At 61.5% G+C, this 13,123-nt stretch carries 9 protein-coding genes; 7 read left to right on the plus strand and 2 right to left on the minus strand.

Going from position 1 to position 13,123, the window contains the following annotated elements; all coding sequences use genetic code 11:
- Position 1: 1 nt before the first annotated feature.
- The 6 genes from NRB16_RS13155 (at position 2) to NRB16_RS13180 (ending at position 10,113) form a co-directional block, all read left to right on the plus strand.
- Entirely contained in the window at positions 2 to 1,648 is a 1,647-nt protein-coding gene (locus NRB16_RS13155) for an AAA family ATPase (RefSeq protein WP_257106288.1), read from the plus strand.
- Positions 1,649 to 2,006: 358 nt separating this feature from the next.
- The gene (gltB, locus tag NRB16_RS13160) at positions 2,007 to 6,452 is read left to right on the plus strand and encodes a glutamate synthase large subunit (RefSeq protein WP_045486534.1); all 4,446 of its coding nucleotides are present in this window, start codon (positions 2,007 to 2,009) and stop codon (positions 6,450 to 6,452) included.
- A 116-nt stretch (positions 6,453 to 6,568) separates the two neighbouring features.
- A complete protein-coding gene (locus tag NRB16_RS13165; RefSeq protein WP_253112244.1) occupies positions 6,569 to 7,987 on the plus strand; it encodes an FAD-dependent oxidoreductase in 1,419 nt (472 codons plus the stop codon).
- A gap of 194 nt (positions 7,988 to 8,181) precedes the next feature.
- Complete coding sequence (gene hemE / locus NRB16_RS13170; RefSeq protein ID WP_253112245.1) at positions 8,182 to 9,246, plus strand: uroporphyrinogen decarboxylase; 1,065 nt, start codon at positions 8,182 to 8,184, stop codon at positions 9,244 to 9,246.
- A 56-nt stretch (positions 9,247 to 9,302) separates the two neighbouring features.
- Complete coding sequence (locus NRB16_RS13175; RefSeq protein ID WP_257106310.1) at positions 9,303 to 9,971, plus strand: hypothetical protein; 669 nt, start codon at positions 9,303 to 9,305, stop codon at positions 9,969 to 9,971.
- Entirely contained in the window at positions 9,862 to 10,113 is a 252-nt protein-coding gene (locus NRB16_RS13180) for a transposase (RefSeq protein ID WP_257106308.1), read from the plus strand. The genes NRB16_RS13175 and NRB16_RS13180 overlap by 110 nt, the downstream gene beginning before the upstream one ends.
- Before the next feature lie 206 nt (positions 10,114 to 10,319).
- Here the strand turns inward: NRB16_RS13180 and NRB16_RS13185 are convergent, their stop codons facing one another.
- Positions 10,320 to 11,630 carry an MFS transporter gene (locus NRB16_RS13185; RefSeq protein ID WP_257106289.1) on the minus strand — a complete coding sequence of 437 codons (1,311 nt, stop codon included), beginning with the start codon at positions 11,628 to 11,630 and terminating at the stop codon, positions 10,320 to 10,322.
- A gap of 73 nt (positions 11,631 to 11,703) precedes the next feature.
- Between NRB16_RS13185 and NRB16_RS13190 the strand changes: the two genes are divergently transcribed.
- The gene (locus tag NRB16_RS13190; protein WP_045486545.1) at positions 11,704 to 12,591 is read left to right on the plus strand and encodes a LysR family transcriptional regulator; all 888 of its coding nucleotides are present in this window, start codon (positions 11,704 to 11,706) and stop codon (positions 12,589 to 12,591) included.
- 62 nt (positions 12,592 to 12,653) lie between these two features.
- On the opposite strand, the gene NRB16_RS13195 is transcribed toward NRB16_RS13190, so the two are convergent.
- Positions 12,654 to 13,100 carry a hypothetical protein gene (locus tag NRB16_RS13195; RefSeq protein ID WP_045486548.1) on the minus strand — a complete coding sequence of 149 codons (447 nt, stop codon included), beginning with the start codon at positions 13,098 to 13,100 and terminating at the stop codon, positions 12,654 to 12,656.
- Positions 13,101 to 13,123 lie beyond the last annotated feature (23 nt).

Raw genomic sequence — 13,123 nt, forward strand, 5'->3', positions numbered from 1 at the left:
GATGACTAGTTTGCACGCCGACGAGGCCTTTCTCGGCCACTATCAGTTGAGTCACGACCCCTTTGCGGCGCGGGTGCCTGGCTTCAAGTTTTTCCCTGCCCAGCGTAAGCCGGTGCTGGGCCAGTTGCATCACCTGGCGCGTTACAGCCAGTTGCTGCTGGCTGTTACCGGCCCCCAGGGCAGCGGCAAGACCCTGCTGCGCCAGGCACTGGTCGCCAGCACCAACAAGCAGTCCGTGCAGAGTGTAGTGATATCGGCACGTGCGGCCGGTGATGCTGCCGGGGTATTGCAGCAGGTCGCCGAATCGCTGGGAATTTCCAGCGCCGAGATGAAGCCGATCCTTGCCCAGGTCGTGCAACTGGCCCTGACGGGACAGGAAGTCTACATTCTGCTCGACGATGCGGAACAACTCGGTGATTCGGCACTCGAAGCCCTGCTGGGGCTGGCTGAGGGCGCGCCGGAAGGGCGTCCGCATGTATTTCTGTTCGGTGAGGCATCGCTGATCGATCGTCTCGACCAGATATGTGCCGGCATGCACGGTGACACTGAAGGCGAGCGCTTTCACGTTATCGAGCTGCAGCCCTACAACGAAGAAGAAACTCGTGAGTATCTGGCACAACGCCTGGACGGTGCGGGACAGGGTATTGCCTTGCTGAGCGCCGATCAGATCGCCGATATCCACGAGCAGTCCGATGGCTGGCCCGGGATCATCAACCAGGTGGCCCGCGATTCAATGATCGAGGCGATGATCGCGAGTCGCTCCGCGGTCAAGCGCCCTAGCGTAGGGTTCAACATGCCGAAGAAACACATACTGGCCCTGGGGGCTGTGGTCGTGGCCGCCGTGGCCGCCGCAGTGCTGATCCCGGGCGGCGACAAGAGCAATACGGCCAATCCGCCGACCAATGCCCAGGCCCAATTGCCGTTGGGGCAAGGTACCCAGTCTGCTCAGCAGTCCAATAATGGTGGTCCGGCCATCGAGTTTGCAGGCAACTCGCAACCGATGCCATTGCCGCTGGCCGGCAATTCGCAACCGGTCATGCGCGGTCCACTGGCCGAGGCGACCGGTTCCGGTCCGAGTGACGAAGACGCGGTGCCTAGCACCTCGCCTGCCAGCCCGCCTACCGTGACCACCAGCGCCCCGCCAGCCGGCCACCAGGCCGCTGAAGTGCCGCGCTCGTCGATTCCTGCGCCAGCGGCACCTGCGCCGGCACCGGCGCCTGCTGCAAAGCCGGCTCCGGCTCCTGCTCCACAGACCCAGGTGGCGACCGCCAAGCCGGCACCTGCCCCGGCGCCAGCACCAGCACCAGCGGCCAAGCCGGCCGAGAAGCCCGTGGCAGCCGCAGCCGCCAAACCGGCGACAGGCGGTAGCTGGTACAGCGGCCAGGCTCCTGGTCGCTATGTGGTGCAGATCCTGGGGACCAGTTCCGAGTCCACTGCCCAGGCTTACATCGCCGAGCAGGGCGGGGAGTACCGCTACTTCAAGAAAACCCTGCAGGGCAAACCCCTGTATGTGATCACCTACGGTAACTTTGCTGATCGCAATGCTGCCCTGGCTGCGATCAAAAACTTGCCAGCCAAGGTCCAGGCTGGTAAACCTTGGCCTCGTACTGTGGCCAGCATCCAGCAAGAACTCGGCGCTTCTCGCTAAGCGTGCGGATTGAAGCGGCCCGCCAAGGGCCGCTTACCTCGATATCCCGCTGTTTATCCCCAGGACGCACCCTTCTGCCAAGGGTGTGATTCTGGCGGTGTCCGCGCTACAAACTCCCCTGCCAACCCCCTTTGGTCGTCAAAAATAGATTTGACTAACACAGGGCGTCACTTTAAAACCTTCATAAATGCGACACGCTTTTTCAGTAAATAGTCATTAAATTTGTGGGCTCATGCCCTGCTGTGTACAATGCCCTCCGTTTTGCTTCTCCAAAGCCGGCGTACGTTCGGCGTGATGAAGCGGTTGATTGAGCCGAAGAATTTGCCTCTAACCCAGGCAGCCTGGTGAGAAAGTGTCTATGAAAACAGGTCTGTACCATCCGGATGTACACAAGGCTAACTGTGGATTTGGCCTGATCGCCCACATGCAGGGTGAAGCCAGCCATCACCTCTTGCAGACGGCTATGGCGGCCCTGACCTGCATGACCCACCGTGGCGGTATCAACGCTGACGGCAAGACCGGTGACGGTTGCGGTCTGTTGATCCAGAAGCCCGACCTGTTCCTGCGTGCCGTGGCCAAAGAGCAGTTCGGTGTCGAGCTGCCTCGCCAGTATGCGGTGGGCATGGTGTTCTTCAACCAGAATGACGAAAAGGCCGAGGCTGCCCGCGAGCACATGAACCGCGAGATCCTGGCCGCAGGTCTCAATCTGGTTGGCTGGCGCCAGGTGCCGATCGACACCAGCGTGCTCGGGCGTCTGGCCCTGGAGCGCCTGCCACGCATCGAGCAGGTGTTCATCGGCGGTGAAGGCCTGAGCGATCAGGAGTTCGCGGTCAAGCTGTTCAGCGCCCGCCGCCGTTCGTCGGTGGCCAACGCCGAGGATGCAGAGCACTACATCTGCAGCTTTTCGCACAAGACCATCATCTATAAGGGCCTGATGATGCCTGCCGACCTGGCAGCCTTCTATCCGGACCTGGGCGACGAGCGCCTGCAGACCGCGATCTGCGTATTCCACCAGCGCTTCTCGACCAACACCATGCCGAAGTGGCCGCTGGCCCAGCCGTTCCGCTTCCTGGCACACAATGGTGAAATCAACACCATCACCGGTAACCGTAACTGGGCCCAGGCTCGCCGCACCAAGTTCACCAACGACCTGATGGAGCTTGAAGAGCTCGGTCCGCTGGTCAACCGTGTCGGTTCCGACTCCTCAAGCATGGACAACATGCTGGAGCTGATGGTCACTGGTGGTATCGACCTGTTCCGTGGCGTGCGAATGATCATTCCGCCAGCCTGGCAGAACGTCGAGACCATGGACTCGGACCTGCGCGCGTTCTACGAATACAACTCCATGCACATGGAGCCGTGGGACGGCCCGGCCGGCGTGGTGATGACCGAAGGTCGCCACGCGGTCTGCCTGCTCGACCGCAACGGCCTGCGCCCGGCGCGCTGGGTCATGACCAAGAACGGCTACATCACCCTGGCGTCGGAAATCGGCGTCTGGGACTACACCCCTGAAGACGTGATCGCCAAAGGCCGTGTGGGGCCGGGCCAGATCTTTGCCGTGGACACCGAGACCGGCCAGATCCTCGACACTGACGCCATCGACAACCGCCTCAAGTCGCGTCATCCGTACAAGCAGTGGCTGCGCAAGAACGCCTTGCGCATCCAGGCGACCATGGAAGACAACGACCACGGTTCGGCCTTCTACAACCAGGACCAGCTCAAGCAGTACATGAAGATGTACCAGGTCACCTTTGAAGAGCGTGACCAGGTGTTGCGCCCGCTGGGTGAGCAGGGCCAGGAAGCCGTGGGGTCGATGGGTGATGACACACCGATGGCCGTGCTGTCGCGTCGGGTCCGCTCGCCTTACGATTACTTCCGCCAGCAGTTCGCGCAGGTTACCAACCCGCCGATCGACCCGCTGCGCGAAGCCATCGTCATGTCCCTGGAAATCTGCCTGGGTGCCGAGCGCAACATCTTCCAGGAGTCGCCTGAGCACGCCTCGCGGGTGATCCTCAGCTCGCCGGTGATTTCCCCGGCCAAATGGCGCAGCCTGATGACCCTGGAGCGTCCAGGCTTCGAGCGCTGCATCATCGACCTGAACTACGACCAAAGCGTTGGTCTGGAAGCTGCCGTCCGCAATATTGCCGATCAGGCTGAAGAAGCCGTACGTTCAGGGCATACCCTGATCGTTCTCAGTGACCGGCATATCGCGCCGGGCAAGCTGCCGGTGCATGCTTCGCTGGCCACCGGTGCGGTACACCACCGCCTGACCGAGCAGGGCCTGCGCTGCGACAGTAACATCCTGGTCGAGACCGCGACCGCCCGTGACCCGCACCACTTCGCGGTGTTGCTCGGTTTCGGTGCTTCGGCGGTCTATCCGTTCCTGGCTTACGAAGTGCTGGGCGACCTGATCCGCACCGGTGAAGTGCTGGGCGACCTCTACGAAGTGTTCAAGAACTACCGTAAAGGCATTACCAAAGGCTTGCTCAAAATCCTGTCGAAGATGGGTATCTCGACCGTGGCCTCCTACCGTGGCGCCCAGCTGTTCGAAGCCATCGGTCTGTCCGAAGAGGTCTGCAACCTCAGCTTCCGTGGCGTGCCAAGCCGCCTGAAGGGTGCACGTTTCGTTGACCTGGAGTCCGACCAGAAGCTGCTGGCCGCTGAGGCCTGGAGTGCGCGCAAACCGATCCAGCAGGGTGGTCTGCTGAAGTTTGTCTACGGTGGGGAATACCACGCCTACAACCCGGACGTGGTCAACACCCTGCAAGCGGCCGTGCAGCAGGGCAACTACGAGAAATTCAAGGAATACACCGCGCTGGTGGACAACCGCCCGGTGTCGATGCTGCGTGACCTGTTCAAGGTCAAGACCCTTGAGCAGCCGCTGAGCCTCGACGAAATCGAGCCGCTGCCGGCGATCCTCAAGCGCTTCGACTCGGCCGGTATCTCGCTGGGCGCACTGTCGCCGGAAGCTCACGAAGCCCTGGCCGAGGCGATGAACCGCCTGGGCGCGCGCTCCAACTCCGGTGAGGGCGGTGAAGATCCGTCGCGCTACGGCACCATCCGCAGCTCCAAGATCAAGCAGATCGCCACCGGCCGTTTCGGCGTCACTCCTGAGTACCTGGTCAACGCCGAAGTGCTGCAGATCAAGGTCGCACAGGGTGCCAAGCCCGGTGAGGGCGGCCAGTTGCCCGGTGGCAAGGTCAACGGCCTGATCGCCAAACTGCGCTATGCGGTGCCTGGCGTGACTCTGATTTCACCACCGCCGCACCACGACATCTACTCGATCGAAGACCTGTCGCAGCTGATTTTTGACCTTAAGCAGGTCAACCCGCAGGCACTGGTTTCGGTCAAGCTGGTGGCAGAAGCCGGCGTGGGCACCATCGCGGCCGGTGTCGCCAAAGCTTATGCCGACCTGATTACCATCTCCGGTTACGACGGCGGCACCGGCGCTTCGCCACTGACCTCCATCAAGTACGCCGGCTCGCCGTGGGAGCTGGGCCTGGCCGAGACTCACCAGACCCTGCGCGGCAACGACTTGCGCGGCAAGGTCAAGGTACAGACTGACGGCGGCCTGAAAACCGGCCTGGACGTGATCAAGGCGGCGATCCTGGGGGCCGAGAGCTTCGGTTTCGGTACTGCGCCGATGATCGCCCTGGGCTGCAAATACCTGCGTATCTGCCATCTGAACAACTGCGCGACCGGCGTGGCGACCCAGAACGACAAGCTGCGCAAGGATCACTACATCGGCACCGTCGACATGGTGATCAACTTCTTCACCTACATTGCCGAAGAAACCCGTGAGTGGCTGGCCAAGCTGGGCGTGCGCTCGCTGGAAGAGCTGATCGGCCGTACCGACCTGCTGGAAATCCTGCCGGGCGACACCGAGCGTCAACAGCATCTGGACATGACCCCGTTGCTGGGCAGCGATTACATCCCGGCCGACAAGCCGCAGTTCAGCCTGGTCGACCGTAACCCGCCGTTCGACAAAGGCCTGCTGGCCGAGAAGATGGTCGAAATGGCCAAATCGGCCATCGAGTCGATGAGCGGTGGCGAGTTCGAGCTGGACGTGTGCAACTGCGACCGTTCCATCGGTGCGCGCATCTCCGGCGAAATCGCCAAACTGCACGGCAACCAGGGCATGAACAAGGCGCCGATCACCTTCCGCCTCAAGGGCACTGCCGGGCAGAGCTTCGGTGTATGGAACGCCGGTGGCCTGAACATGTACCTCGAAGGCGACGCCAACGACTACGTGGGTAAAGGCATGACGGCCGGCAAGCTGGTCATCGTTCCGCCCAAAGGCAGCCCGTTCAAGACCCAGGAAAGTGCCATTGTCGGTAACACCTGCCTGTACGGCGCAACCGGCGGCAAGCTGTTCGCCGCAGGTACGGCCGGTGAGCGTTTCGCCGTGCGTAACTCCGGTGCCCACACCATCGTCGAAGGCACCGGCGATCACTGCTGCGAATACATGACCGGCGGCTTCGTCTGCGTGCTGGGCAAGACCGGCTACAACTTCGGTTCCGGTATGACCGGTGGTTTCGCCTACGTGCTGGACCTGGACAACACCTTCGTTGACCGGGTCAACCACGAACTGGTCGAGATCCAGCGGATCAGCGGCGAAGCGATGGAAGCCTACCGTACCCATCTGCAGAGCGTGCTCGATGAGTACGTGGCCGAGACCGACAGCGAGTGGGGCCGTAACGTGGCAGAGAACCTGGACGATTTCCTGCGCCGCTTCTGGCTGGTCAAGCCGAAGGCTGCGAGCCTCAAGTCGCTGCTCTCCAGCACCCGTGCCAACCCACAATAAGGCAGCCGAGCGCTGCAAGCCTGACGTGACAGGCTTGCAGCCCCTGCGTCGATTAGAACGTGATTCCTGCAGCTTGAAGCTCGAAGCTTGAAGCTGCCCGTGATGAGGCAACAACCATGGCTGAACGTCTGAGTAACGACTTCCAGTTCCTTGATGTCGGACGTAAAGATCCGAAAAAGAAGCTGCTGCGCCAGCGCAAGAAAGAGTTCGTTGAAATCTACGAACCCTTCAAGCCCCAGCAGTCCGTCGACCAGGCCCACCGTTGCCTGGGTTGCGGCAACCCGTATTGCGAATGGAAGTGCCCGGTGCACAACTTCATTCCCAACTGGCTGAAACTGGTCGCTGAAGGCAACATCCTGGCGGCCGCCGAGCTGTCGCACCAGACCAACACCCTGCCGGAAGTCTGCGGCCGCGTTTGCCCGCAAGACCGCCTGTGTGAAGGGGCCTGTACCCTCAATGACGGGTTTGGCGCGGTCACCATCGGCTCGGTCGAGAAGTACATCACCGACACCGCCTTCGCCATGGGCTGGCGCCCGGACATGTCGCGCGTCGTGCCGACCGGCAAACGTGTGGCAATCATCGGTGCAGGCCCTGCGGGCCTTGGCTGTGCCGACGTCCTGGTACGCAGCGGTGTGACGCCGGTGGTGTTCGACAAGAACCCGGAAATCGGCGGCCTGCTGACTTTCGGCATTCCCGAGTTCAAGCTCGAAAAGAGCGTGCTCAGCCATCGCCGTGAAGTGTTCACCGGGATGGGCATCGAGTTTCGTCTGAACGTCGAAGTCGGTAAAGACGTGACCATGGAGCAATTGCTCGCAGAATACGACGCCGTGTTCATGGGCATGGGCACCTACACCTACATGAAGGGCGGCTTTGCCGGTGAGGACCTGCCAGGCGTCTACGACGCACTGGACTTCCTGATTGCCAACGTCAACCGCAACCTGGGCTTCGAGAAGGCGCCGGAAGACTTCATCGACATGAAGGGCAAGAAGGTCGTGGTACTCGGTGGTGGTGACACCGCGATGGACTGCAACCGTACTTCGATCCGCCAGGGCGCCAAGGCTGTTACCTGTGCTTACCGCCGCGACGAAGAAAACATGCCCGGCTCGCGCAAGGAAGTGAAGAACGCCAAGGAAGAAGGCGTGAAGTTCCTCTACAACCGTCAGCCGATCGCGATTGTCGGCGAAGACAAGGTCGAAGGCGTCAAAGTTGTCGAGACCCGTCTTGGTGAGCCGGATGCCCGTGGCCGTCGCAGTCCTGAGCCGATCCCCGGTTCCGAAGAGATCATCCCGGCTGATGCGGTGGTCATCGCCTTCGGTTTCCGCCCAAGCCCGGCCCCCTGGTTCGAGCAGTTCGATATCCAGACCGACAGCCAGGGCCGCGTCGTGGCTCCGGAGCAAGGCCAGTTCAAGCACCAGACCAGCAACCCGAAGATCTTCGCCGGTGGTGACATGGTGCGTGGTTCCGACCTGGTCGTGACCGCGATCTTCGAAGGCCGCAACGCTGCCGAAGGTATCCTCGACTACCTCGGTGTTTGATATCGAGGCATCGTAGGAGCGGCTTCAGCCGCGAAGCAGGCGCCGCAATTTCGCTGCTAAAGCAGCTCCTACGCGTGACGCAAGTCAACATGAAAGGGCCTTCGGGCCCTTTGTGCTTATGTCGACAAGCGTGTTGCTTGTAACTGTTCTTGCCGGTCTGAGAAAATGCCCGCCTATTTTTTGCGGAAACCGACATGACTGCCTTGAAGAACGACCGTTTCCTTCGTGCCCTGCTCAAGCAGCCTGTGGATATCACTCCGGTATGGATGATGCGCCAGGCCGGTCGCTACCTGCCGGAGTATCGTGCCAGCCGTGCCAAGGCCGGCGACTTCATGAGCCTGTGCATGAACCCGGCATTCGCCTGTGAAGTGACCCTGCAGCCGCTGGAGCGCTACCCGCTCGACGCCGCGATCCTGTTTTCCGACATCCTCACCATTCCTGACGCCATGGGCCAAGGTCTGTACTTCGAGACCGGCGAAGGCCCGCGTTTCAAGAAAACCGTCAGCACCCTGGCCGATATCGAAGCCCTGCCGATCCCTGATCCGCACAAAGACCTCGGTTACGTGATGGATGCGGTCAGTACCATCCGTCGGGAGCTCAACGGCCGCGTGCCGCTGATCGGCTTCTCCGGCAGCCCATGGACGCTGGCCACTTATATGGTCGAAGGCGGGTCGTCCAAGGACTTCCGCAAATCCAAGGCCATGCTCTACGACAACCCGCAAGCCATGCACCTGCTGCTCGACAAGCTGGCGCAGTCGGTCACCGCCTACCTCAATGGCCAGATTCGCGCTGGCGCCCAGGCGGTGCAGATCTTCGACAGCTGGGGCGGCAGCCTCTCGGCAGCGGCCTACCAGGAATTCTCGCTGGCTTATATGCGCAAGATTGTCTCTGGCCTGATCCGTGAGCATGAAGGTCGTCAGGTGCCGGTGATCCTGTTCACCAAGGGGGGTGGCCTGTGGCTGGAAAGCATCGCTGACGTCGGCGCTGAAGCGCTGGGTCTGGACTGGACCTGCGACCTCGGCCAGGCCCGCGCCCGGGTCGGCGACAAGGTCGCGCTGCAAGGCAACATGGATCCGAGCGTGCTCTACGCCCGCCCCGAAGCCATCCGTCAGGAAGTGGCGCGTATCCTGGCCAGCTATGGCCACGGCAGCGGCCACGTCTTCAACCTCGGCCACGGCATCACCCCGGAAGTCGACCCGGCCAACGCTGGTGCGTTTATCGAAGCGGTGCACGAGCTGTCGGCGCAGTATCACGGCTGATTAGCGACGTTTCCTACAAAACGCCCGGCTTTTGTCGGGCGTACAAGGCGCTGGCGTTGCAGAAGGAGCGCCACGAGCAAGGCGAGAACAAGCTCGGCTATGCGGGCCTGTGCAAGTTGCTTACCGAGTGGCGCAATAGCCCGCCAATCGCATGGCTGGCCGATGCGCCTGTTCACCCGTTGCAACAGAGCCTCAAGGATCTGGAACGGGCCTACACCAATTTCTTCGCCAAGCGAGCCGACTTTCCCCGGTTCAAGAAGAAGGGACCGAAAAACAGCTTGCGCTATCCCGACCCGAAACAGATCAAGCTCGACCAGATCAACAGCCGCCTGTTTCTGCCCAAGCTGGGCTGGCTGCGCTACCGCAACAGCCGCGAGGTGCCTGGCACGGTGAAGAACATCACCGTGAGCCAGTCGTGTGGCAAGTGGTTCGTGAGTATCCAGACCGAACGCCAGATCGATGAGCAGCCCACGGCACAGGGTGCGGCAGTCGGCAGAGACGCCGGGAAGAAACGTTCGGGCCAAGTCTGGCCTGAACAGGTCCATCCTCGATCAGGGCTGGTTCGAGTTCCGTCGCCAACTGGACTACAAGCTGGCGTGGCGCGGCGGCTGGCTGATTGCCGTGCCGCCGCAAAATACCAGCCGCACGTGCCCGTGTTGCGGCCATGTGTCGGCGGCCAACCGCCAGACGCAGGCGCTGTTCAGGTGTGTGGGATGTGGTTTTGAAGGCAACGCCGATGTGGTCGGCGCGATCAATGTACTAAGGGCGGGACACGCCCGGTTAGCCTGTGAAGTGAGCGCAGAGGTCATGGCGCCAGCAGCAGGAACCCACCGAAGCGACTCGGGGGCGGCTCGATGCCGCGCCTGAGCGCCGTAGGAATCTCCTGCCTTCAGACCGGGGAGGATGTCAAGAGGGGAAACTGCTTTTTCATTTTCGGGGTGATGGTGAAAAAATACTTTCTCTTTCGACGGTCTGTGCTTGCCTTGAATACTTTTGGCAGTGCTGTGCACTGCATTCGCCTGCAAAGCAGCCTCCCACTTGATTGTGTAGTGCTGCCAAGAGTCTGAACACAATCAATTACCCCCTGCCAACGGCTGTAACTTGGCCAGCCGCAACGCCACCCCCAGCGCCAGCAGCAATAACAAACCAATGAACAACCCGATGCCATTCCAGCCGGCGTAGTGCCAGAACACGCCGCCGCCGGTGCCGGCTACGCTGGAGCCTGCGTAGTAGCAGAACAGGTACAGCGACGAGGCCTGGCCGCGCGCGGTGGTGGCGCGGCGGCCGACCCAACTGCTGGCCACCGAGTGGGCGCCGAAGAAGCCGAAGGTGAAGATCAGCACGCCGATGATGACCAGTGCCAGCGGGTTGAGCAGGGTCAGGCCCAGGCCGGCGAGCATCAGCACGATGACCGCCCAGAGCACCTTGCGACGGCCCAGACGGTCGGCCAGCGAGCCGATTTTTGCTGAACTGTAGATACCCGACAGGTAGACCACCGAGAATAGCCCGACCACGGCCTGGCTCAGGTTGTAGGGCGCTTCGAGAAAGCGGTAGGCAATGTAGTTGAACAGGGTGACGAACGCGCCCATCAGCAAAAAGCCGGTCAGGAACAATAATGGCAGGCCCTGATCGCGCAACTGCACGGCGAAGCCGTCCAGCAGGCTGCGCGGGTGTAATGAACGGGGGCGGAAGTTGCGCGAGTCGGGCAGGATGCGCCAGAACACTGCGGCGGCAATCAACGCCAGGCCGCCGATCACCAGCAGTGCAACGTGCCAGTTCACGTAGTCGATCAGTACCCCGCTGATCAGCCGTCCGCACATGCCGCCCACCGCGCTGCCGCCGATGTACAAACCCATGGCCAGGCCCAGATGGGTCGGGTGGATCTCTTCACTCAGATAGGTCATGGCCACCGCCGCCAGCCCGCTCAGCGACAAGCCGACCAGCGCCCGGGTTACCAGCACGGTTTCCCAGTCGGGCATCAGCGCACTGGCCAGGGTGGCGATAGACGCGCAGAACAGCGCCAGAACCATGACCGGCTTGCGGCCGATACGGTCGGAAATCGGCCCGGTGACCAGCAGGCCAATGGCGAGCATCGCGGTAGAGACTGACAGCACCAGGCTGCTCTGCGCGGCACTGATGGCGAATTCGCGTGACAACAGCGGCATCATCGGCTGCACGCAATACAACAGGGCGAAGGTGGCAAAGCCTGCCGCGAACAGCGCCAGTGCGGTGCGGGTGAACAGCGGCGTGTTCTTTTCGATGTAGGTGTCGGCCTGACTCACGGTCTGGGCGGGCGATGGCGGAGTATCGTTATTGAGCGCAGGGCTGGCAGGCTTCACGGTGGACCTCGGTCTTGCAAGAGCAGGCAGGCATTGAAAAAGCATATAGCGGGCTAATGATTCAATCCAATATATTGTTAGACATGATTGATAGGTTGTACGACTCATTTGGTGGCCTATGGAACTGCGGCATCTGCGTTACTTCATTGCGGTGGCCGAAGAGCTGCACTTTGGCCGGGCGGCCCAGGCGCTGGGCATTTCTCAACCACCGCTGAGCCAGCAGATCCAGGCGCTGGAGCAGGAACTGGGCGCACGGCTGTTTGAGCGCACCAACCGGCGTGTGGAGTTGAGCGAAGCCGGGCGTTTGTTTCTTGAACAGGCCCGCCTGGTATTGGCGCAGGTCGATAAAGCCGCTGATGTGGCCCGGCGTGCGCAGTTGGGCGAACTGGGTGAACTGAAGGTCGGCTTCACAGCCTCGGCGCCCTTTACCTCAAGCATTCCCAAAGCCATTTTTGCGTTTCGCCAGAGTTACCCGGCGGTGCACCTGGCCTTGCAGGAAATGACCAGCCAGGACGTGGTCGATCATCTGCAAGATGGCAGCATGCAGGTCGGTATCATGCGGCCCTTGCCGTTACCTGACTCGTTGATCGCCGTGGAGCTGCTGCGTGAGCCGCTGGTTGCGATCATGCGTTCCGACCACCCATTGGTGGCTGGCAGTGAGCAAGGGTTGTTCATGGCAGCGTTGGCCGAAGAGCCGTTCGTGTTCTTTCCGCGTAGCTACGGCAGCGGCTTGTATGCGCAGATCATTGGGCTGGCCAGGGCAGCGGGCTTCAGCCCGTTGATTACTCAAGAGGCGGGCGAAGTGATGACGATCATCGGCCTGGTGGCGGCGGGGTTGGGGGTGACGGTGTTACCGGCGTCGTACCAGCGCTTGCGCATTGACGGGGTGGCGTACCGCACTCTGCTCGACGATGGCGCCAGCAGTGCGGTCTGGCTGGTGCAACGCAAGGACGAGCAATCACCGATGGCCAAAGCTTTTTGTGAGCTGGCAAGCTTCAAGCCATAAGCTGCAAGCAAGAGCGCATGGTGCTCTCGCGTGCAGCTTGAAGCTTACAGCTTGCCGCCCGCTCAGTTGACCTTGGCCAGGTCGCCCTTCAGGGCGACACCGGCGATCACTGCGCCGGCATGGCACTCGTAGTTCACCGGGTCTTTGCGTTCGATCTTTTTGTAATAGCTGGTGATGTTGGTCACCGCGTTGGCGCCGGCACCCTTGGCCGCTTCGTTCAATTGCAGGATCGCCGATTGCAGGACCCATTCGCAGGCTTCGGTGTCGCTCTTGTTGAAGGCATTGGTCTTCTTGTTGGTGACCGCATTCGGGCTTACCACGGTGACCTTGCCGCGTGGCGGCACGCCCGCCAGGTAGAACTTGACGCTGCCGTCGAGCTTGCCTTGCTGGGTCATTTGCTGGATCACCTTGTCGAACGGCAGCAACAGCATCGTGTCACGTGCCTGACTGATACCGGGCAGGGCGCTGAGGGCAATCGCTGCACCCGCGATCCAGGACTTCATTTGCATGGCTCATCTCCTTGATAGAACGA

The sequence above is a fragment of the Pseudomonas sp. LJDD11 genome (assembly GCF_024584215.1).
Taxonomy (GTDB): domain Bacteria; phylum Pseudomonadota; class Gammaproteobacteria; order Pseudomonadales; family Pseudomonadaceae; genus Aquipseudomonas.